Below are 20,367 nucleotides of genomic sequence, written 5' to 3' on the forward strand. Positions count from 1 at the left end.
GATTAATCTTTTTCTACTTTCTTTACATGTTTTTTAACTTTCTTTACTACTTATTCAAAAGGTTATTGCTGATCAATAGAATCAGCAAACCGGAAAGAAGGCGGCATCAATTCATTCTCCGGTAGCTCTTGATAATCTCTTTTTAAATAACCTTTTTTCATTTTCATAAAATATTTTTGCGCTTTTCCTTTTAATGCCTCTAAATCCATGCTGGGTAATTTTCGGTCTTTCATGACTACTTTCCCATTAATAATGGATAACTTTACATCCCTTCCACTTCCGCTTGCCATCACTGTTCTCAGGGGATCATCTAAAACTCCCATATGGAATCCGTCTAAATCAATTGCAATAATATCTGCTTTTGCACCAGCACAAAGACGGCCCAAATCTTCTCTTCCCAAAAACTTTGCAGCACCTAATGTAGCAGCCCGGTAAAGATCTGAGAAGGCTGAATCTTTAACTTCTTTATTTGCGATGCGGGAAAGCATGCTCCCTATTCTGATATTCTGGAACATATCCGGAGGGAACGTATCTGTACCTAACGCAAGATTAATTCCTGACTTCTTATATTTTGCAAAGGATTCCATTGCCTCCCCATGCCTTCCTATTATTAAGGGGCAGTGAATGACTGTGGTGCCCGTTTCCCTCAGCAGTGATAAATCATCTCCACCACCTGTTTTTGCCCCGCTGTATCCAGCAATATAGTGGGCATGAGGAATAGCCGTTCTGGATCCTAAAAATTCAAGATTATATAAACGCCTGATTGGTGTTACGCCATATTTCTGAATCATTGTATGGTACTCATATTCACCCTGGGCTGCATGCAATTTTATCGGAACTTTGTAATGGTCACTATATTGCTTTGTCCGGAGAAGACTTTCTTCCGTTTGGCTTTCAATTCGCTCAGGTGCAAGCATTCCTCTTACCAAACCATTAAATGAACCATCAAACTCTTCCAAAAAACGTACTGCTCTTTCCAATCCTCGCCTTCCGACATCTTCATCCCAATGAATCTTTATATTGCCATCACCCTGAACCACTCTTATCCCTGATTGATAGCTTGGGCCGAGGTAAATACGCAGTCCCAGGTCAGCGGCATGTTTCGCTGCTGAAGCTAGCTCCTCATATGTTTCTGCCCATTTTTTGTAATGTACAGAGGTAATTGGCATAGCAGTTGTAATTCCATGAAGGATCAGCTGTGAATAGGCATATAGAGATTTAAAGGCCTCTTCTTCAGCCGTCATGATTTCATGGTGCCCTTGCTTAACATACCTCTCTGACCAAAGCAGGTTTTTCTGTCTTGCTGAACTGGCCTCCATATGCAGGATATCATGGTCAATATCACCTAATGCATTCAAGTCAATGAATCCCGGACTGATTAAAGCGCAGCCGGCATCAATAACTTTATCAGCTTGGCCAGCATACCTTTTTCCAACATAAATGATGGTATCGTTTTCAAAAACAACTTCAGCATTTTCAATCAGCACATGATCTTTTCCATCATATCCAATTACATATTTACCCTTTAGTCTGGTCTTCATTTCTGCTCCTCCTTCTCACCAGCAGGCTCTTCCATGCTATGATCCATTCCATCTCCATAGGTTCGTGTGTGACCCCAAAAATATTTCGATTGTTTCATATATCTTTCAAGACCAGCCCGCTTAATTGTTTCGTCAGCTTCTTCATTTGCCTCTGCTAAAACTGACCTTTCATCAACGGAGCATACTGTTCTATCCTTCATAAGAACCCGGCCATCTGCGATAACATGCCACACATCAGCTGCATAAGCCTGATGGACAAGCCGGTGAATATGCATAAACTCTGGTGTTAAGTGCGGCTGATGCATATTGACAGTTATAACATCCGCCTTTTTCCCTGCTTCAAGAGAGCCCAAGTCATCATCCCATCCAATACATTTGGCAGCATCAATTGTAACCATCTCCAGAAGTTTTCCAGGAGGCAAGCAATATTCATCTCTATGAGCTGCCTGATGTATAAATTGAGTTTTTCTCATGGCTTGAAACATATCAAATGCTGTGGATGGTGAAGTGCCATCTGTTGATATAGCAACTGTCGCTCCCAGCTCTAGCAATTCTATCATCGGTGTGCGTGCGTGAATTTGAGAGAATCCAGGTGAGGCACTGACATTTGTTCCGGTTTCTGCCAATATTTTCACTTCATCAAAAGATATCCCCCGGCAATGCTGCAGATGAACATCAGGGCCTAAAAGGGCATTCTCCCAATCCTTTACTGCTAAGTGAATCATGCCTCCAAAAGCATCAGAGTGGATTCTTGTATTATATTTTCTGGCAATCTCTCTGACTTTCTTTGCCTGGTATAAATCATGCTCTGTTAAACTATGAAGTTTCGCTGGGGAAGTTGGGCCAGAGGGTTCAACTGAAGTAACAATGACGAAAGGGGTAATAAATGCTCTTGTCCGATCTTCATTGGAATGGTTTAAAGCTTCAATTACGGCTTCAGCACCCTTCAACACTTCCTCATAGGTGACATCTTTCATCATTCTTTGGCCGTTTATCCACCTGCTGAATGAATGAGGCCATGGCGGATTACAGGGACCGGTGCAAATAACTTCCCTGACACCAGTCTCTGCGTAGGCTTTAGCATGATTGATGGCAAACACCGGATCATCCGACCTTGGCATAGAGCCAAGAACAGATATACCAGTTGTTATGCCCGCCTTCAGCCGCTCAAGGGCAGAAAGCTTCCCTTCAAAATACCAGAATTCGTCTGTTACAAAATGCTTATACGTATTCGTCATAATAGGCATCCAATCATCCAGGCTTTCCATTGCTATGGTCTTAAACATCGAATGTCCGCCATGTCCATGTACATCTATTAATCCCGGCAGGATACAATGATGGGTGCAATCTATCACTTCTCGAGCCTCATATTTTTGTAATAGTTTCTCACTCTTTTCCACATCCAGGATCCTGTCTCCATTTATGGCAACAGCTCCATCCGTGATAATGCGCCTGTTTGGATCCATGGTAATGACTGTTCCATGAATCAGAAGTAAATCGATCATTCTTTCTCCCTCACTTCTTTTAACTTTAAGTATAGGAAAAAAGAAAACACTAAACTTTCAGAATCATTACATAAATTTAAAGTATTTTTACCTTTTCCTTTTTTAAAAGGCTCTTTTCGCATAAATTGTTGTTTTTCACATATAAATGTTGCCCGTTGATTGCAGCGAGAGGATGCTCAGCGATCGCGGCGCGGGCGCTGAGCATCCTCGACGCTACCCGTCTGCGGGGTCTCACCTGTCCTGCTACTCCCGCAGGACGTTGAATAAGCTTCCTTGAGTGACACCGCACGAAGAAAATGCGCATGCATTTTCGAGGATCTCGCACCTTCCGCTACAATCAACTCAGTAAATATAATTCGAATAGCAACAAACTTTGCGGAAACAGCCTTTTACAATCAGCCTTTATTTCTCCTGCCTTAATAATTCCTCCATTAATACGATCGCATGGTTATGTACTGTATCCTTCGCAGCATATAGTAAAGTAAGTTTTTGCTTCTTTGATATCTCGTACAGTTCTTCCATCTTGCTGATCTTGTCTGTCTGTGTACGCAGTTCAATGAGATACTTTTCCCGAAAAACACCGAAAAGTTCAGATTTATGATTAAAAAACTTTCTAAGCTCGGTGCTTGGCGCAAGCTCTTTCTCCCAGGCCGACAGATGTGCAGCTTCTTTTTTAATTCCTCTTGGCCACAGCCGATCCACCAATACCCGGTAGCCATCTGTCTCTTCATACGGATCGTAAATTCTTTTAACTGTAATATCAGCCATTTCTTCACCGCCTGATCTTTTTTCGTGTTTCTATCTCACTTGTCGTTTGCTATAATCTAATTACATACATATTACACAAAATTTTCAAATTCAATTAATGTGAGGTGCAAGAAATTTGACAGGTACGATTGCCGTGGTTATGATTTTCTCTATTCCCATCATTGCCATCCTGACTGTTCACAATCAAAAGCTTGCCAAAATTAAACACAATATGATAATAGATGAAATCACTCTGGAAAAGCTGAAGCAGGAAAACTATCTGCTTGAGACCGAAAAGATGAAGCTGGAGCTGGAGCAGATGAAACTAGAAGGTCCTAGGGACACCAAAATCATATAAAACCAAAAAAATCCCCATCTTACACAGAAGGGGATTTTTGCTTTACATATTCTCAATAATTTTCACGGCAGTTTCTGCCCCACTTTCGATGCAGTCAGGGATGCCCACGCCATAATAGGAGCAGCCGGCAAGCCAAATGCCAGGGTAATCCCGGCTCAATCTGCTTTCAAGTTCCGCTACTGTCTGTGGATGGGATATCAGATAGTTCGGCATTTTTTCAGTCCAATTTGTCACTTCACTTGCCGCAGGCTCAGCCGTAATGCCAAGGCTTTTTTCAATATCAGCCAATGCCGTCTTCAAAAGCTCATCTTCATCCATTCCCTTTAGAAAGGCAAACGCAGGATGGCTGCTTTTATAAAATAATCTAACCAGCAAATTGCCGCTTCCTGATGTATGCTTCCATTTGCGGCTTGTCCATGTACAGGCATTGCAATTTAACTCATCCGTATTGGCCGTAATGAAGCCTGTCCCGTCTTCAGGCAGCTCGCTGTCTGGAATATCATATGCAAGATAAATAGAGATGAGGGAACTGTTTTTCAAAAGCTCAAACTCCGCTTTCAGCCCCTGATCATCGAACAGGGTGGCAGCTGCATTATGCGGAATGCCAAGCACCACATGATCCGGCTCCAGGCTCTCGCCATTTGAGAAATCAACCTTATATCCGCTGTCCGTTTTTTCTATTTTAACAGCTTGTGTTTTTTTTAAGATTTCCGTTCCGTCCAGTCTTTCTTCATAAGCGTCAATTAATGCATCCAGGCCGTTATTAAAGGAAAGAAACTTCTTTCCCCCTCCGCTCTGGAACACCGTTTTATTTTCCTCAAAGCCTTTTATGATACTTCCGTACTTTTCTTTATAATCAAACACCTGCGGAAGTGTCGAAGCAATGGTTAAGTCACTGAGATTCCCGGAGTATACTCCCGAAAGAACAGGTGCAATTTGTTTTTCCACCAGTTCTTTTCCGAAGAAATGCTCAAGGAAATCGCCGATGGAATCATTTTTTGTAAAGCGGTCATTTTTCGTATAAAAATCCTTTAAAGCTTCAACCTTTCCCTCTGCAGAGACAATTGTTGATTTGGCAAGAGATTCAACGCTCGCCGGAATCCCAAACACAGAATCCGCCGGAATGAGCTTCAGCTCACCGTCACTGTAAATATAAGACCGTCCCGCTGCATTGTAAACAACGTCTTCTTCTAAACCAAGCTCCTGGATAAAATTCATTGCATCCGCTTTGCGGGCAACAATCGAATCAGCTCCTGATTCGATAACAAATCCGCCTCTTCTTACCGTGCGGATCTTTCCGCCAAGCTGTTCCGCTGACTCTGCCAGCACAAGCCGTATATCCTGATCATTTTCTTTTTTCCATTTGTTCAGTTCATACATGGCGGATAATCCTGTAACACCGCCGCCGATGACTAATACTGTTTTCACGTGTATGCACCTCAGTTTACATCCAATTCATACTTAAAGTGTACCACAACATAAAGCAATGCAAGAATGTGAGGGTTTGTCCAAATGATGAATATATTTGGTCAAAATAGAAAAAACGGAGAGCCGGACTCTCCGTTTCATCATCTCCTGAACCAATTCGCATGCTCATCCATATGCAAAAAAGGAATGTCGGTATCAACTTCACCAGGGATTCTGTCCATTTCAATGTCATGTCCATCGAGCCATCTTCCAAAGTCAAAAAGAACCGGCTCTCTGTCGCCGCCGAGCGCAAACCAGGCCATCATCTCTTGCGGCAGATAGGCTGATGTATGAATGGTCCCGGCCCAGCTTCCATAAAGATCTGAAAAAACGCCTTTATCACTATCATTCAAAAGGCGGAATGCATCATGTGCACCCAGGCGCTCCGCCTGACGGCTTTTCATGACATCCAGCCTGCGCATGCTGTCAGCCAGATGACTGCGATTTTCATCCTTCATGATTTCAAAATGATTTGTACAGGCTGTTGTCTGACGGACCTGTACACCTCTCGGAGATGTTTCCACAGCATAGGTCTCTCCGCCTGCCTCATACACCACATAGGTAAAAGAGTGGCGGTGCGGTATTTCCTGCAGCATCTCAACCGCTTCTTTGACATTGGCACATGCCTCTAAAATCAGGCGGCCGATCATGCAGCAGATAAAGCCATCAGCAGGCTTTTTCCGGTTCATGAAATTATAGCCGATTACAAGTCCTTTTTCATTCATGCCATCCATCCGGCCAGTCACCCTCTGGCTCGGACCAATGATCGCATAGCCCTGATCTGTTGGCTGATAAAAGGTATAGCGCCCCTCATAAGTTTTTGGATGATAATCATAATTGCGAATCAGATAGTCATCCCCTGTAAGGATGGAACAGCCTGAACGGACATAATCGAGGCGATATCCGCCAAATTCCTTTAATACCCGCTCCAACGGCCATTGCATTGCTGCCTGAATCCCAAGCAGCTCATCCCAGATTCCGGGGGCAAATCTCGTAATTGCTTTTTTTACTTCTGATTCATTTATTGAAAAGCGCGGCTTTCGCACCTTCCATTGGTCATCCCGGTTTCTGACCGAAAGAGAATCCTTTAATCGTTCTCCCTGCATGAAGCCAAAATCAAAGTGGGTGCCGCGGAATTGAATAACATCACTGTAAATCTTCTTCAAGATGAATCCCCTTCTATTCGTTTCTTTTATTTAGAATAAATGAAGGCTGAATGAAATTCCAGCAGAGAGACTACTGAATTCTAAATCTCTTTCAGTTTAATGCTATAAAACCTCATACTTTTCGGAATTCCTTTTATGGCAAATATTCCGTTATACACTAAGGATCTTACTCTATATTCGGCAAAGCCATCCCCAATTGGCTCATCCAGATGCCCTATCACTTCACCAATTAATCTGGCTGATTTTATAAAACCCTTGTTGCCTTTATGAAGCTTTTTGGCTGACTCGATGATATATTCATCAAAATAACTCTCTGGTACACTATGTATTTCATTCTCTTCCCATATGCGCAATACTTCCTCTGTTTTGGAGAGTGCCTGCCAATCTGATACAAATCCGGTTCTTTCTTCAGCAGATAAAGGGCTTCCCATGTTTTTATCCAATATGATCTTAAGCTTATCTGGAGCAGCTTCACCTGAGTGCCTGAGCTTGTATTGATTCTTTTTCGCAGGAAAAAGCTCCTTATAGGACTGAGAAGTATTAATAACATGCACATTATTATCCTTGTTTCTTAATAAGTGCAGGAAAAACCGCAAACCCGTTTGTTCATCGGCGTTGTCAGCTGTCCAGATCACGATTGGTTTGCCCGCAGGAATGGCTGCGATTTCTTCAATTGCTTTAGCTATTTTTCTTTCATATTCCTTTTCCAGATAATCATCTGGTATATTAATATGATCCTTCACCCATTCAAATCGCTTTTTTCTCCCTTCCTTTTCATGCACCCTCCACAGAGGCCCATTGCTAAAGAAGTCAGGAAAACCGATGACCTTATTTTCTTTACTGAGCCCTGCCTTTAAAGCCCCTGCAGGTGATTCTCCGCACACAATGTGGCAGATTTCATATTCCTGCTCCAAATCCCTCTCCTCGGAATAAAAGAGTACCTTTTCTTGAATATCATGGAGCAGTTCGATGATTTGTTCCTGAGAACCAGCATTGTTTTTTAATAAGTGAACCCTAAGCAATAGGTGGAATAAATAGCTCTTCGCCCCCCGCTCCGGCAGTTTTTCAATGGCTTCCCGCAGCTCATCCAGCATCCTGATCACCCTTTGTAAATGAATTTGAAATCTATCTTCTCTACGAATAAACACGATCATTAGTTTCAGGAGAATGTTTATTGATTGCAAAAAGAATTTAAATCGCATAAGATTAAATCGTACACGATATATATAGGAGGGATTCGAATGACAACAGTTTTTGATTTTGAAGTTAAAAAAACGAATGGTGACTTGAAATCTCTGAAAGAATACGAAGGAAAACCTCTCATTATAGTAAACACCGCAAGCAAATGCGGATTAACACCTCAATTCAAAGGATTGCAGGAGCTTTATGAAAAGTATAAAGACAGCGGCCTTGAAATTCTTGGTTTCCCTTGTGATCAGTTCAATAACCAGGAATTTGATAATATTGAGGAAACCACTGAGTTTTGCCAGCTGAATTATGGTGTGTCTTTCCCGGTTTTCGCCAAAATTGATGTAAATGGCGACAATACGGACCCATTATTTGCTTATCTAAAAGAACAGAAAAAGGGACTTCTGTCTAAAAACATTAAGTGGAACTTTACGAAATTTCTCGTAGACCGGAACGGACAGGTTGTAGAACGGTATGCACCTACAACTGAACCGGAAAGAATCGAGGATGATTTAAAGAAATTATTGTAAACCCAGATTAGAATCAGGTGATGATGTGAAGGACTTTTTTACACTGGATAAACAGCTATGCTTTGCGGTTTATGAAACAGCAGGCGATTTTACAAAACTATATACAAGTGCCCTGCAGCCATTTGGCTTAACCTATCCGCAATATCTGGTTCTTCTGGCACTTTGGGAAAAGGATGGCATGACAGCCAAAGAGCTTGGAGATAAATTAAATCTTGGCACCGGGACACTCACCCCGATGATTTCTAGGATGGTATCCAACGGATGGCTCCGAAAAGAACGCTCTACAGCGGATGAACGCAAGATATATATTTTCCTTGAGGAAAAAGCACGCAAGGAAAAACAGGGTATCACCAAAAATGTCGGAGAGGCCATACAGTCCTGCAGCATTGAGCTGAAAGAATATGAAGAACTTATGGAGCATCTCGGCAAACTAAGAATAAAGCTAAGAAGCAGAGTGCCTCGCTAATAGGGGCACTCTTTTCACCGTTTCATGTTTATTCCCTCTCCAAAAAGCCATATTAAGAATAGATAATTGGAAGGGAGCAAATCGCCATGGATTTTTTATCAAGAGAGCAAGTAATCAGAGAATTACAGGAGCCATTCCAGTCTTATTTAGATAAATATGGAATCGATGATATTGGGGTTTACGAGGAAGAGGGCCAGGACCAATACTATTATATGGGATACACGCTGAAGAAAGCAGGGAAAACGTATCATGTTCACAGCCCATTCCTTAAAGATGAGAATGGCGGCTTAACTCCTGCCGGCAATGAATGGATCATTGAATCGGATGAACCCGATCGTGCTGACAGCAGAGGATTCACTAGTGTTGAACAAGCACTTCAGGAATTATAAAGATTGTCTCTGATCTGTATTAATTTTTGAATATTTCGTCTATAATGAAATTGAATTAGGAAGGAGTGAAAGAAATGGCTGTTAATGCCTATTTAAATTTTAATGGAAATACACGGGAAGCAATTGAATTTTATGTAAAGGCATTTGAATTGGAAATGCCTGAGATCACCACTTTTGGTGAATCTCCACAAAACCCTGATTATCCTCTGCCAGAGGAAGCAAGGAATTTGGTTATGCATTCAAGCCTTAACATTAGCGGCAGTAATGTAATGTTTTCAGATACGTTTCCAGGTATGCCTTTTACAGTAGGAAATAACATTAATCTTGCAGTTGTCATTAATGATGTGGATAACCTGAGAAAGTATTTTAACAATCTGCAGGAAGGCGGCAAAGTAACCATGGAGCTGCAGGAAACTTTCTGGAGCAAGAGCTTTGGCCAGTTAACAGATAAATTCGGGATCAACTGGATGTTCAGCCACGAAGAATAACATACATAAGCTAAAATGGAGGCATGCGGCCTCCATTTTTTTATTCATTAAGCAAATGATGAAGCATTCTTTTCTTATTATCGAAAAATTGCTTCATGATGCGGTAATGATTCGTTTCTTCCAGCTTCTTTTCCGAAATGCCGTCCTCAGTGAATTCATATATGGCTGCATCAGGATAAGCCATGATGATGGGAGAATGAGTGGCGATAATAAATTGTGAATGTTCGCTGACCAGATCATGAATTCTTGTCAGCATGGACATTTGGCGCAGTGGGGATAGTGCCGCTTCAGGCTCGTCCAGAATGTAGATTCCATTGCCGCGAAAGCGATGAAGAAATGTGGAGAAAAACGCTTCACCATGTGACTGCTCATGTAAAGAACGGCCCCCAAAGGAGTCAATTACTTTTGGCCCGCTGCCTTCGCTGTCCATTTCTTCAATATTGGAAGCTACATTATAGAAGCTCTCTGCCCTTAAGAAAAAGCCATCTGACGGTCTATCTACGCCCTTAATTACCTTTAAATATTCTCCCATTATAGAATGTGAATCAAAGGTAGAAAAATTAAAATTGAATGATCCGCCTTCTGCATTGAATCCCAGTGCAACCGCAACCGCCTCAAGGAGGGTTGACTTTCCCATTCCATTCTCGCCTATCAGAAAGGTTACTTTCGGGTGAAAAGGCACCTCATCCAGCGTTTTCAGGCTCGGGAGGCTGAAAGGATATTGATTGAATGATGGAATATCTTCTCTTTTAAGCCTAATGCCTCTTACGTATTGTGAACTAAACAGATCCATAAAAAATACCTCTTATATTTTTATAGTCACCTATCTGCCATCAGGGCTGAAACCACCCTTTGATACACCCAGTTGAATCGGTGCATCTTGAAATTCCCGTTCCAGCATGTTAAGAACCACTTTATATGCAGATGGATTATACCATTTCTCCAAGCCAAGCTCATTAAAAACCTTGCGGATTCCAAGCCTCTCGGTCCTTCTCCCTCCGCTTCCATCCCCCATCCAAAAATCGTCGATCGTAACACGGTTAGCAATAGATTTCAGTTTTGCAGGAAATTCCCTCGAACATGGAAGCAGCGGGGCCAGTGTTGCCTGAGTGATAATTCCTGCCTCTTTTATGAGTTTTAGTGCAGCCATTCTTGCAGGGATGGGAGGTGCAGCAGGTGCAAATGCCTTTCTGACTTCTTCTTTATCTGTCTCGATTGTCATGGAGATTCTGATTCGATCTCCGAATTGCTGAAATAAATCGATATCCCGCTTCACCAATGGCGAACGGGTTTGTACATGTAAAAAGTCAGGCTGATTTTCAAGCATCACTTCCAATAAACTTCTTGTCAGTTTTGAAGTATATTCTATTGGCTGGTAAGGATCAGTGGAAGAGGACATAAATAAAGCCACTTTCCCCCTTTTTTTAGCTTTAGCCAATTCTTTCTCCAAAAGCTCAGCCGCATTTGATTTTATATCAATCCATGCACCCCATTCCTCTTCACGGAAGATGGAAACAGGCAGCTCCCTTACGTAGCAGTATTTACAGCCAAAAGCACAGCCCGCATATGGGTTCAATGAATGAGTAAAGTTGTCTATCGCACCTTTGGCAGGTGTTAAGATACTTTTTGATATGATTTCTTTTAGTTGTATGTTCAAGTCAACCACCAAACCGAATGTATGTTCTATATTTAATGTAACACTGTCACCTGCTGATGTCAATAACAGCATAAAATATGCCTGACCCATTAATCGGGCCAGGCTTTACCTATTAATTGTACTATATTAAGTTCCGCAGTATGTTCGATATGGCATGCCGGATGGCTCTGGCAGTTTGCAGTATTCTTCCTGATCTTTTGTATAAGCATAAGGATTCTCGAGTACTGCAAGCAGTTTTTTCATCACGCTGTAATCACCATTGTTAACAGCTGCTTCCAGCGCGTCTTCCACCCGGTGGTTCCGAGGAATGACGGACGGGTTGCTGTTCTTCATTTTCTCATTTACTTCTTCTTTCGATTCCTTCTGCCTGGTCAGTCTTTCCTGCCATTGACCATGCCAGCTGGCAAACTCCGGATCATTATTTACCACAGTGTTTTCAAGCTCACCCAGTGTTAGTGCACGGAAGGTGTTGGTATAGTCGGCTTCAGACTTCTGCATAATCTTTAGCAGTCCGGTAAAAAGAGCCTCATCTTCTGCTTCTTCATTAAATAACCCAAGCTTTGCCCTCATCCCTGCAAGCCAATGTTTCTGATAGATTTTATTGTATTCTGAAATGGCGCCTTGAGCTAATTTTACAGATTCCTCTTCGGCTTCATGAAGCAGAGGCAAAAGAGTTTCCGCAAATCTTGCCAGGTTCCAGCCGCCAATATACGGCTGATTTCCATAAGCATAACGGCCTTCCCTGTCAATGGAGCTGAAGACAGTTGCCAAATCATAACTATCCATAAAAGCGCACGGGCCATAATCAATGGTTTCTCCGCTGATAGCCATGTTGTCGGTGTTCATGACTCCATGGATAAAGCCTATATGCTGCCATTTGGCAATCAGCCAAGCCTGCTGCTGGATCACCTTCTCCAGGAGAGACAGGTAAGGGTTTTCGTCATCTTTTATTTTCGGATAATGACGCTGAATCGTGTAATCTGCCAAGCTTTTAAGCTCCTCAACCGGCCGCCAGTTTGCCGCATATTGAAAAGTCCCCACCCGTATATGGCTATCAGCCACTCTTGTCAGAATCGCCCCCGGAAGCTCAGTTTCCCGGATAACGGCTTCTCCTGTAGTTACAACTGCCAGACTGCGGGTAGTGGGAATTCCAAGGGCATGCATGGCTTCACTGATAATGTACTCCCGGAGCATCGGGCCCAGAGCCGCCCGTCCATCTCCGCCGCGTGAAAACGGCGTTCGGCCGGAGCCTTTCAGCTGAATGTCGAATCGTTTATCCTCAGGGGTTATCTGCTCGCCGATCAGCATCGCCCGGCCGTCTCCAAGCATATTAAAGTGTCCAAACTGATGACCTGCATAAGCTTGAGCGAGAGGTTCAGCATCCATAGGGACCTGACAGCCTGCCAATACCTCAACACCCGTTTCGCTTGTTAATGCGTCTATATCCAATCCCAATTTTTTTGCCAGCGGCCCGTTTAGGATAACCAGCTCAGGGGATGATACAGGGTTTGGCTTCATTGTTGAGAAAAATGTCTGAGGCAGCCGTGTATAACTATTATCAAAACTCCATCCGATTTCATTGTTAGTTGTCATCATAACTCCTTCCTTATCTGCATGGTTTTAAAGTCATTTTCATTTATTATACCCTTTCTAAGGAAATATAGCGGGCATCTTTTGTATGTAAAAAAACCTGACAGCCTGCATTTTAATCTGCCGGCTGTCAGGTCTTCTTATGCTTATTCATCAAGCTCAAACGTTTTACAGGCTGTTTCCTCTATTTCATCCGCTTCCCGGCCATTCTGGCCAATCACATAAATAGAGTCCGCTACACATTTATCACCTTCAGCCCAGTACTTACAGTTTTCCACGTTACACAATACTTCTACTTCCATTCTTGGCCACCTCCTTTTGGTTTACTGAATGTATACCCCTTTTTTAGAGAAATAACCATGTGGGGGATTATCCCATTAAAAAGGAGTGGCTTTGGATGGAGTTAGTTTGAGAGAACGAGGCTTCTTAGTTTTTTCGTCATTTCCGGGGAAGTCAGGTAAATCTCTTCATTGGTAATATACATGAAGGAGCTTTTTTCATTATCCTCGCCAAGCCATAAATGAATGCCGTGTGCAGGAAGATCTCCTTTGTATTCTACTGCTATATCATATTCAGGTTCCTCAATATCTGCGTTGCCTGATTGTTTTACAGCAGTTGTTATTGCCTTTTCAAATACAGCGATCGATTTTCGATCCTTGAAAGAAATAAAGCTTTCTTCATTAATTCCGCCTAAACCCTCTGATTTTGAAACTTTTATTTCTTTGATTTCTTCATCCAGCAGAACCATTGTTTCAGCTGACTGGCAGCCTGTTAGCATTGCTAGAGAAAATAAAATGAATGTGCATAATAAAAAAGGTTTCATTCTCATCCCTCACGTTTAAAAATTATCTTTTTTCGATAAAATGTTGTTTTTCGCTTTGCAATGTTGTCCGTTGATTTCCGCTCCAGGATGCTCAGCGATCGCGGGGCGTGCGCTGAGCATCCTCGACGCTTCGCGCCTGCGGGGTCTCATCTGTCCCGCTACTCCCGCAGGACGTTGAATAAGCTTCCCTGATAAACACCGCACGAAGAAAATGCGCATGCATTTTCGAGGATCTCGCACCTTCCGCTACAATCAACTCAGCGAATTAAACTAAGTTAGGAAAAAGCAACAAACCCTTAATAAAAGAGGATGGACGATTGGCCCATCCCCTAGCATTTTTAATTATTCTTTAAAGCAAAAGCCTCAAGCAATTCACGCACTTCAGCAGTAGATCTTGTGTTCATCAAGTCATTTCTTAGTGAGCTTGCTCCTGGAAAGCCTTTGACATAGATCTTGAAAAAGCGATGAAGAGCCGTGAACGGCCGCAGTTCTAAATGCGCATATTGATCATGCAGATCCATATGCAATCTCAGAAGGTCCAGCAATTCCTCACTGGTGTGATCCTTTTTCTCCTTTTCAAAAGCAAATGGATTATGGAATATGCCGCGCCCAATCATGACTCCATCTATACCGTATTTATCGGCCAGCTCCAAGCCCTTCTCGCGATCTGGAATATCTCCATTGATTGTCAAAAGGGTATCCGGAGCCACCTGGTCACGAAGTTCCTTAATCTCCGGGATCAGCTCCCAATGGGCAGGCACTTTGCTCATTTCTTCCCGCGTCCGCAGATGAATGGAAAGATTAGCAATGTCCTGCTCGAAAATGTGTTTCAGCCAAGCCTTCCATTCGTCAACTTCCGTGAAGCCAAGCCTTGTTTTTACACTGACCGGCAAGCCTCCTGCTTTGGCTGCCTGTATGAGTTCTGCTGCCAATTCAGGGCGGCGGATCAGGCCGCTTCCCTTCCCGTTCTGGGTCACATTGGGTACGGGACAGCCCATGTTGATATCTATTCCCTTAAAGCCCATTGCCGCCATCCCAATACTCATTTGACGGAAGTACTCAGGCTTATCACCCCATATATGGGCGACAATTGGCTGTTCATCTTCTGTAAAGGTCAAACGCCCGCGCACACTTTTGATCCCATCAGGGTGACAATAGCTATCTGAGTTTGTAAACTCAGTAAAAAACACATCTGGTCTGGCTGCTTCACTCACCACATGGCGAAAAACAACATCTGTCACCTCTTCCATTGGTGCCAATATAAAAAATGGCCGCGGTAACTCTAGCCAAAAATTTTCTTTCATCTTTTTATTCCAATCCTCTCATTAAGAGATACTAAAGAAACTCCATATCCCTAAATTAAAAACAGCATATCTATGCTTCTTTTACACTTATACCATGGTTAAGGACTTTTTATCAAACTCCCTGCAGAAGTTTAAAATTTCATACTATGGCCGGGATGTGGCGTTTGTCCCTTCGGATGAGACGCTTTGTCGCCTGTCCGCCTTGCATTTACTATTCCCTTTTTGTTTCGAATGGTTCACACCAGATTTTTGATCACTAGTCATCCAGTTCGAAATCATTTTCCTCCAAATGTTTTGCTTGCGGCTTTTGATTTAAGTACCCTTCAAATTTTGAGCCAAACAGTGTTTCAGGTCTCAGGTAGCGTGAATATTGCGGATCTCTCTTCCATTCGGCAGACTTCAAATCGATAACCCTATGAAAATCTGAGAGGGTGAAGCCTTGTTCCCACCAAGCCCTGATTAGACTCCTCGTCTTCCTGGAGCTCTCCCGATAGCCCGAATCCGTTTTCTCATTGAGATATTGGATGATGGCAGCGTACGGAATTTCCGTTTCCGTTTCCATTTCAGTTTCCTGCCACTTCGAATTCTCACTTCCGTTTAGTTGAATGGGTCCCTTTAATTCTCCCTCAATCTCCCTCAGCCTTTTATAGTCAATCGAGTACCATTTCGTCTGATCCCAATTATGAGCATTGAAGTTATCCGATAGGATATAGCCCTTTTCCTCGAGACCCGCAATCGTTCGCTTAATCGTACTCAGCGACCAGAACGGAAGCTGTTTCTTCCATTCTTCATAAGTGTTGTAGACCCATTTTCGGCCATCCTTCACATTCCTGCTGACCGAAAGCCAATAATGGACATGCTGCAGCATGATCGCCTCCTTCATTCCCAGCTTCACCGCTAGCGATGGAATCAATATAATGGACCGTTCCCCCACCAAAAACTTGCTCATTGAAATCCCTCCAGAATATTTTCAGAAATAGTTCGCTGAATGTCATAATGATCATCATTGACACGATCCATTGATTCAGCTCCTCACCCTCTATATATAAAGAAAACAGTAAAAAGGACAGGGTGAATTTAAATATTTTTAATATGACTGATTAAAATATCAGAAATGAAACCTTTCAGCTGACTAAAAAAGAGACTATATAGATTATTTTGTAAGTATTCTTTGAAGTACTCTATGGTATTGGTTTGCTCAGGCTGGAGAGCTTTAATGAGGTCAATCTGATCGCATTAGGCGGCGCAAGCGTACACTTTGATTATTCAACAAAAAAAAGAGCGGTAAACAGCATACCGCTCCTCTTTCGCTTGTTTCTGGAAGGAGTGTGAAACAAGCAGATAAATTTTTATTGTTTGTATATTTTTGATTAACAGCTTTCCGCATCAACTGATTATTTCAGTTCAAGAAGTGTGACCGCCTCAACGTGTGTTGAATACATTTCACAGATATTATACACTGGGCGACTATATTACCACTTTTTATAGGAATAATCCTCTTCATTATAGACCCCACCCAGTGCCGAATGATTGACTATATCAAATATATATGTTGGTATGGCTCATTCTCTCCATATGAAAATTTTCCAAATTTCCTTTGTACGTCAAATACTTCAAAATGGATGTCCTAAAACTTCCACCCCCAATAAAGGTAGATACCACCAATTATAGAGGTAATAACTATACGTTCGTTCCCTCAACCTGCCTATAAAAATCTACTAATGTACGCCAAAACAAAGGATTTTATTGTTATTTATCGTTTTATGTTCTTTTACGCTCCATGTTAAAAAATAAAATGCCATTCTTATAATGTTTGTGTCAGAGCAAGAAATAACAAAAATTAGGAGGTCTTACGGTATGGAAAAAGAGTTTCTAACAGTACGCTCATTATCCAAGTTACTAGATATGAGTGAACAAACAACCTATAAATTAGCACGAGAAGGAGTAATTCCAGGACCTGTAAAGGGGTTGGTAAATCAGTTCGTTTTAATAGAGCGATAGTTATGGAATGGTTACAGAAGGGCGGTACTGCTGATGATAATGAAAACTGAAAATCTTTACAGTTTTTCACAAGCAGCCGAAATATTGGGGGTTACAACTCAAAGATTTTTTGAACTATCATCTTCCCCCTATGTTGAAAAGGTTCAACAAGAAAACCGTATCTATTTTACAAAAGATAGCATACGAAAATTAGTATTGAGGGGTGAGGTTTAATGATAACAGTCGAAGGAGCAAGAAGAATAGTTGACCGCTTTGGGCTTGGTTTTACTGATGACTACATTATTAGACGTATCCAAAGCGGACAACTAGAAAGAGTATCTAAACCTTACAATGGTGTTCATGACTCTAGTTATGGCTATGGTGTCAGTATTGAGTCTTTAGTAAAGCTATTACTTGACTATGGAATTACAGAAAATGAAATTGATGAAATTCTACCAGTTTAGAAGTTTGTTAACTTCCTGTTGTTACTATATTGCCGCTCCTTATCAGTTATTCATGGGGTGGTTTTACATAGGGAATACTTATATCGATTTTATCCGTGGTTATCTAGGAGAACACGTTAAAAACTAGCCCGTGTAAAAGCGGTGAACACCGTTAGAGGGTGAAATTTTTCCCAGATCAATACCCGTCGCAGAGCCTTTTGGCTGGTGGCATGACAGAGTTATTTTGAATATACGTGGTAAAGCTGTACCTGGGCACGTTGATGTCATGAAGATACCTCAGGATTAGTCCTTAATATCGCCATCCCCTTTACAGGGGGGTGGTATGTTTCCTCGAATTAGTACCTAAATCCCCCTACCCATTATAAAAGGGGCGAGGAACGAAGCCCCCGAAGTGAGCGAAGCGAACGGAGAATACAGATAGACATTAATTACTTTATTGCTATGTAAATTTCAATCTCCCCATTAGTTGAATATTTTTCAAAATCATATGAGTAAGCCCTCTCTAATAAACCCGCTTCCTCTTGTTCCCATATCTTACTCCAAGTATTAATGACACCTTTTTCGTCAGTAGTATCCACTTTAAAAATTTCGTATTTCTCGTTTTTTGGTATTTCAATAAAAGATTTCCCATAACTTTCTTCAATACCAACGCTTAATGAATAATCACCTTTATAGTCACTCTCATAGTCATAATAAACACCAAAGATACTATTTTGATGATGTTCTAGATTACTATAGGCTTCTTCCCACATATTTTTGATTTTCCCCATTATTTGTTCATCATTAAAATTATTTGTTCTAATGCTGTTGACCAAAAATAATTTCATTATTAATTAGCCCTCCGATACAATTAGTTATTTAATTTCAACCATAAAAGGAACGAAAAACCCATTCTCTTACTAACCTCTAGGACACCTAAATATAGACAATATAAGTATATTTTACCAAACGTTTATATCCATTTCTATAACTCTTTAATTCCTCTTCTAAACTTATAAAAATATCTCGCAACTAATTCCCTATATAGAACGATTGCTACGGTAGAAAAGGGAAATAATAATATGAACATTCAACGAGTTTTTATTGGAACACATGATTTTAATTCGATAATCTTACACCAATTAGAGAAAGAAATTGAAAAGATTATATCTGCCGCTTACAATGATAATCAAGTAGATATAGTCGCTTTCGATAATGGAGGGCGACAATAATGAGAGTAGCAGGATATATAAGGGTATCAACTAACAAAGAGGGTCAAAAAGAGTCACCAGAAAATCAAAAGCAAATGATTTTAGATTTCATCACAGAAAATCACTTTGACTTATATGACCTTTATACAGACGTTCAAACAGGAACTACTGATAATCGTGAAGGATTAAAAAAACTTATCCATGACGCTGAAAATAAAGAATTTGATGTAATTGTAGCTAAAGAGTTAAGCAGATTAGGTCGTAATGTGGAATTACTTTATCAACTAAGGCGAGTTGCTGACAATAAAGGAGTTCGATTAATTACTTTAGATGGCAAAGTTGATACACAGGACTTCTCAAAACAAGCTATGTTCGGTCTTTATGCTTGGATTTATGAAAGTGAAAGTCAACGTATTAGCGACCGTATTAAGTCTGTATTTCACATGAGGTATAAAAGCGGAAAATTCTTGGGTAGTATTCCCCCATATGGATATGCACTGAAAGACAAAAAGCTAATAATTAGAGATGATTATACCGTTAGTGTAGTTAAAGACCTCTTTGAAAAATACCTTGAAGGTTGGGGACATGACAAAATAGCTAGGTATCTAACTAATAATGATATTCCAACTCCATCACAGGTTATAGGAAAAGCCAATGCAGGTCTTTATTGGCAGGGTTCTACTATTAAGAAGATATTGAAGAACCCCCACTATGCAGGAGACCTTGTACAGGGCAGAGAGACCACTATGAACGTGACTAATAAGACACGCAAAGTAAATGACCAAAGCGAATGGATAACCATTTCTAACACTCACGAGCCTATCATTTCAAGAAATATGTTTGAACAGGTTCAGAGCCTACTAGAACAAAAAGCTAAAAGAGGTCGGGGCGGTACTAGAAAGAGAAAGCACCTTTTTACTAATATCGCTTATTGTTCTGACTGTGGTAAATCCATGCATTATAGAATAAATCGAAAGGGTTATATTTGTGGCTCTTATGCAAAACATGGTAAGAAAGCCTGTTCTAGTCATGTGATTAAAGAGCAACTTTTAGAAGAAATAATCCTTGATGATTTAAAAAAGATAGCTGATGACTTAGTACATCCTAACTTAGAAAGCAAAATTGAGAAAAAAGTAAAAGCCACCGCAAAACAAAATGAGTCAAGATTACAATCTATTGAAAAACAAGTTCAAAAGCAGAAAGAGTTAAAGCGTAATGCTTTACAGAAGTTTATTTCAGAGGATATTTCAAAACAGGATTATGACGATTTTGTTAGTCGGTACAGGAAAAGTTACAACAACTAGAAATAGAAAAAGCAGAGATTAAAAGAGCCATTGATGAGAAAAAAGCAGCTTTTAAAACCTCTGCTATCTTAGAACAACTAAAAACATTCTTAAACTTCAATTCTTTAACAACCGAGATGTTACTACGCTTCGTGGAAAAGATTGAAGTAACAGAAAACAAAGATGTTAAGATTTACTACAAGTTTGCACAGGGTGAGGGGCTATAATTCC

At 41.1% G+C, this 20,367-nt stretch carries 24 protein-coding genes; 10 read left to right on the top strand and 14 right to left on the bottom strand.

The features are described 5' to 3' along the window. Positions 1-62: 62 nt before the first annotated feature. The 3 genes from NSQ49_RS07455 to NSQ49_RS07465 form a co-directional block, all read right to left on the bottom strand. Positions 63-1,541 (bottom strand): amidohydrolase family protein, encoded by a 1,479-nt coding sequence (locus tag NSQ49_RS07455; protein WP_159861952.1) that lies wholly within the window; start codon positions 1,539-1,541, stop codon positions 63-65. Then, entirely contained in the window at positions 1,538-3,046 is a 1,509-nt protein-coding gene (locus NSQ49_RS07460) for an amidohydrolase family protein (protein WP_251283205.1), read from the bottom strand. The genes NSQ49_RS07455 and NSQ49_RS07460 overlap by 4 nt, the downstream gene beginning before the upstream one ends. 402 nt (positions 3,047-3,448) lie before the next feature. Then, positions 3,449-3,814: a DUF488 domain-containing protein gene (locus NSQ49_RS07465; RefSeq protein ID WP_159861954.1), complete on the bottom strand. Its 366-nt coding sequence runs from the start codon at positions 3,812-3,814 to the stop codon at positions 3,449-3,451. Between the two features lie 115 nt (positions 3,815-3,929). Between NSQ49_RS07465 and NSQ49_RS07470 the strand changes: the two genes are divergently transcribed. Beyond that, complete coding sequence (locus tag NSQ49_RS07470) at positions 3,930-4,151, top strand: hypothetical protein (protein WP_159861955.1); 222 nt, start codon at positions 3,930-3,932, stop codon at positions 4,149-4,151. A gap of 42 nt (positions 4,152-4,193) precedes the next feature. On the opposite strand, the gene hemG is transcribed toward NSQ49_RS07470, so the two are convergent. The 3 genes from hemG to NSQ49_RS07485 form a co-directional block, all read right to left on the bottom strand. Further along, positions 4,194-5,579, bottom strand: a complete 1,386-nt coding sequence (gene hemG, locus NSQ49_RS07475) for a protoporphyrinogen oxidase (protein WP_159861956.1) — start codon at positions 5,577-5,579, stop codon at positions 4,194-4,196. A 140-nt stretch (positions 5,580-5,719) separates the two neighbouring features. Continuing rightward, positions 5,720-6,784: a C45 family autoproteolytic acyltransferase/hydolase gene (locus tag NSQ49_RS07480; protein ID WP_159861957.1), complete on the bottom strand. Its 1,065-nt coding sequence runs from the start codon at positions 6,782-6,784 to the stop codon at positions 5,720-5,722. Positions 6,785-6,864: 80 nt separating this feature from the next. Then, positions 6,865-7,878 (bottom strand): DUF1835 domain-containing protein, encoded by a 1,014-nt coding sequence (locus tag NSQ49_RS07485; protein WP_159861958.1) that lies wholly within the window; start codon positions 7,876-7,878, stop codon positions 6,865-6,867. 147 nt (positions 7,879-8,025) lie between these two features. Here NSQ49_RS07485 and NSQ49_RS07490 point away from each other — a divergent pair, with 147 nt between their 5' ends. From NSQ49_RS07490 to NSQ49_RS07505, 4 genes are all read left to right on the top strand, one after another. After that, positions 8,026-8,502, top strand: a complete 477-nt coding sequence (locus NSQ49_RS07490; protein WP_251283206.1) for a glutathione peroxidase — start codon at positions 8,026-8,028, stop codon at positions 8,500-8,502. 25 nt (positions 8,503-8,527) lie between these two features. Beyond that, complete coding sequence (locus NSQ49_RS07495; RefSeq protein WP_159861960.1) at positions 8,528-8,968, top strand: MarR family winged helix-turn-helix transcriptional regulator; 441 nt, start codon at positions 8,528-8,530, stop codon at positions 8,966-8,968. Positions 8,969-9,054: 86 nt separating this feature from the next. Continuing rightward, positions 9,055-9,357, top strand: a complete 303-nt coding sequence (locus NSQ49_RS07500; RefSeq protein WP_251283207.1) for a DUF5634 family protein — start codon at positions 9,055-9,057, stop codon at positions 9,355-9,357. Positions 9,358-9,431: 74 nt separating this feature from the next. Beyond that, positions 9,432-9,845, top strand: coding sequence for a VOC family protein (locus tag NSQ49_RS07505; protein WP_159861962.1), 414 nt, complete (start codon positions 9,432-9,434; stop codon positions 9,843-9,845). 40 nt (positions 9,846-9,885) lie between these two features. On the opposite strand, the gene NSQ49_RS07510 is transcribed toward NSQ49_RS07505, so the two are convergent. From NSQ49_RS07510 to NSQ49_RS07540, 7 genes are all read right to left on the bottom strand, one after another. Further along, entirely contained in the window at positions 9,886-10,638 is a 753-nt protein-coding gene (locus tag NSQ49_RS07510) for an AAA family ATPase (RefSeq protein ID WP_159861963.1), read from the bottom strand. A gap of 30 nt (positions 10,639-10,668) precedes the next feature. Next, on the bottom strand, positions 10,669-11,511 hold the full coding sequence (locus NSQ49_RS07515) for a radical SAM protein (RefSeq protein ID WP_159862426.1): 843 nt from the start codon (positions 11,509-11,511) through the stop codon (positions 10,669-10,671). A gap of 117 nt (positions 11,512-11,628) precedes the next feature. After that, complete coding sequence (locus tag NSQ49_RS07520; protein ID WP_159862427.1) at positions 11,629-13,095, bottom strand: protein adenylyltransferase SelO; 1,467 nt, start codon at positions 13,093-13,095, stop codon at positions 11,629-11,631. Between the two features lie 143 nt (positions 13,096-13,238). Next, positions 13,239-13,394 (bottom strand): DUF1540 domain-containing protein, encoded by a 156-nt coding sequence (locus tag NSQ49_RS07525; protein ID WP_082804505.1) that lies wholly within the window; start codon positions 13,392-13,394, stop codon positions 13,239-13,241. A 101-nt stretch (positions 13,395-13,495) separates the two neighbouring features. Further along, positions 13,496-13,915, bottom strand: coding sequence for a hypothetical protein (locus tag NSQ49_RS07530; protein WP_201306444.1), 420 nt, complete (start codon positions 13,913-13,915; stop codon positions 13,496-13,498). A gap of 338 nt (positions 13,916-14,253) precedes the next feature. Next, positions 14,254-15,219, bottom strand: a complete 966-nt coding sequence (locus NSQ49_RS07535) for a tRNA dihydrouridine synthase (protein WP_251283208.1) — start codon at positions 15,217-15,219, stop codon at positions 14,254-14,256. A 256-nt stretch (positions 15,220-15,475) separates the two neighbouring features. Further along, entirely contained in the window at positions 15,476-16,168 is a 693-nt protein-coding gene (locus NSQ49_RS07540; protein ID WP_251283209.1) for a conserved phage C-terminal domain-containing protein, read from the bottom strand. A gap of 908 nt (positions 16,169-17,076) precedes the next feature. On the opposite strand from NSQ49_RS07540, the gene NSQ49_RS07545 reads away from it, so the two are divergent. From NSQ49_RS07545 to NSQ49_RS07555, 3 genes are read left to right on the top strand one after another with little or no spacing between them, the layout of a single operon-like run. Continuing rightward, positions 17,077-17,220 (top strand): helix-turn-helix transcriptional regulator, encoded by a 144-nt coding sequence (locus tag NSQ49_RS07545; RefSeq protein WP_201306445.1) that lies wholly within the window; start codon positions 17,077-17,079, stop codon positions 17,218-17,220. Between the two features lie 33 nt (positions 17,221-17,253). Continuing rightward, the gene (locus NSQ49_RS07550) at positions 17,254-17,433 is read left to right on the top strand and encodes a hypothetical protein (protein WP_159861967.1); all 180 of its coding nucleotides are present in this window, start codon (positions 17,254-17,256) and stop codon (positions 17,431-17,433) included. After that, on the top strand, positions 17,433-17,663 hold the full coding sequence (locus NSQ49_RS07555; RefSeq protein ID WP_251283211.1) for a hypothetical protein: 231 nt from the start codon (positions 17,433-17,435) through the stop codon (positions 17,661-17,663). The genes NSQ49_RS07550 and NSQ49_RS07555 overlap by 1 nt, the downstream gene beginning before the upstream one ends. 428 nt (positions 17,664-18,091) lie before the next feature. Here NSQ49_RS07555 and NSQ49_RS07560 read toward each other — a convergent pair whose 3' ends face one another. Beyond that, positions 18,092-18,490, bottom strand: a complete 399-nt coding sequence (locus tag NSQ49_RS07560; protein ID WP_159861969.1) for a GyrI-like domain-containing protein — start codon at positions 18,488-18,490, stop codon at positions 18,092-18,094. A 383-nt stretch (positions 18,491-18,873) separates the two neighbouring features. Here NSQ49_RS07560 and NSQ49_RS07565 point away from each other — a divergent pair, with 383 nt between their 5' ends. Next, positions 18,874-20,157 (top strand): recombinase family protein, encoded by a 1,284-nt coding sequence (locus NSQ49_RS07565; protein WP_251283212.1) that lies wholly within the window; start codon positions 18,874-18,876, stop codon positions 20,155-20,157. Between the two features lie 65 nt (positions 20,158-20,222). Next, positions 20,223-20,363, top strand: a complete 141-nt coding sequence (locus tag NSQ49_RS07570; RefSeq protein ID WP_251283302.1) for a DUF4368 domain-containing protein — start codon at positions 20,223-20,225, stop codon at positions 20,361-20,363. The last annotated feature ends 4 nt before the right edge of the window (positions 20,364-20,367 follow it).

Source organism: Cytobacillus sp. FSL R5-0377 (genome assembly GCF_038004385.1).
GTDB lineage: Bacteria > Bacillota > Bacilli > Bacillales > Cytobacillaceae > Cytobacillus.

Excerpts from the sequence above, each read along its gene's own strand:
- NSQ49_RS07455 (WP_159861952.1), bottom strand. The coding sequence starts at position 1,541 with ATGAAGACCAGACTAAAGGGTAAATATGTAATTGGATATGATGGAAAA.
- NSQ49_RS07460 (WP_251283205.1), bottom strand. The coding sequence starts at position 3,046 with ATGATCGATTTACTTCTGATTCATGGAACAGTCATTACCATGGATCCA.
- NSQ49_RS07465 (WP_159861954.1), bottom strand. The coding sequence starts at position 3,814 with ATGGCTGATATTACAGTTAAAAGAATTTACGATCCGTATGAAGAGACA.
- NSQ49_RS07485 (WP_159861958.1), bottom strand. The coding sequence starts at position 7,878 with ATGCTGGATGAGCTGCGGGAAGCCATTGAAAAACTGCCGGAGCGGGGG.
- NSQ49_RS07490 (WP_251283206.1), top strand. The coding sequence starts at position 8,026 with ATGACAACAGTTTTTGATTTTGAAGTTAAAAAAACGAATGGTGACTTG.
- NSQ49_RS07500 (WP_251283207.1), top strand. The coding sequence starts at position 9,055 with ATGGATTTTTTATCAAGAGAGCAAGTAATCAGAGAATTACAGGAGCCA.
- NSQ49_RS07505 (WP_159861962.1), top strand. The coding sequence starts at position 9,432 with ATGGCTGTTAATGCCTATTTAAATTTTAATGGAAATACACGGGAAGCA.
- NSQ49_RS07510 (WP_159861963.1), bottom strand. The coding sequence starts at position 10,638 with ATGGATCTGTTTAGTTCACAATACGTAAGAGGCATTAGGCTTAAAAGA.
- NSQ49_RS07520 (WP_159862427.1), bottom strand. The coding sequence starts at position 13,095 with ATGACAACTAACAATGAAATCGGATGGAGTTTTGATAATAGTTATACA.
- NSQ49_RS07525 (WP_082804505.1), bottom strand. The coding sequence starts at position 13,394 with ATGGAAGTAGAAGTATTGTGTAACGTGGAAAACTGTAAGTACTGGGCT.
- NSQ49_RS07530 (WP_201306444.1), bottom strand. The coding sequence starts at position 13,915 with ATGAAACCTTTTTTATTATGCACATTCATTTTATTTTCTCTAGCAATG.
- NSQ49_RS07535 (WP_251283208.1), bottom strand. The coding sequence starts at position 15,219 with ATGAAAGAAAATTTTTGGCTAGAGTTACCGCGGCCATTTTTTATATTG.
- NSQ49_RS07540 (WP_251283209.1), bottom strand. The coding sequence starts at position 16,168 with ATGAGCAAGTTTTTGGTGGGGGAACGGTCCATTATATTGATTCCATCG.
- NSQ49_RS07545 (WP_201306445.1), top strand. The coding sequence starts at position 17,077 with ATGGAAAAAGAGTTTCTAACAGTACGCTCATTATCCAAGTTACTAGAT.
- NSQ49_RS07550 (WP_159861967.1), top strand. The coding sequence starts at position 17,254 with ATGATAATGAAAACTGAAAATCTTTACAGTTTTTCACAAGCAGCCGAA.
- NSQ49_RS07555 (WP_251283211.1), top strand. The coding sequence starts at position 17,433 with ATGATAACAGTCGAAGGAGCAAGAAGAATAGTTGACCGCTTTGGGCTT.
- NSQ49_RS07560 (WP_159861969.1), bottom strand. The coding sequence starts at position 18,490 with ATGAAATTATTTTTGGTCAACAGCATTAGAACAAATAATTTTAATGAT.
- NSQ49_RS07565 (WP_251283212.1), top strand. The coding sequence starts at position 18,874 with ATGAGAGTAGCAGGATATATAAGGGTATCAACTAACAAAGAGGGTCAA.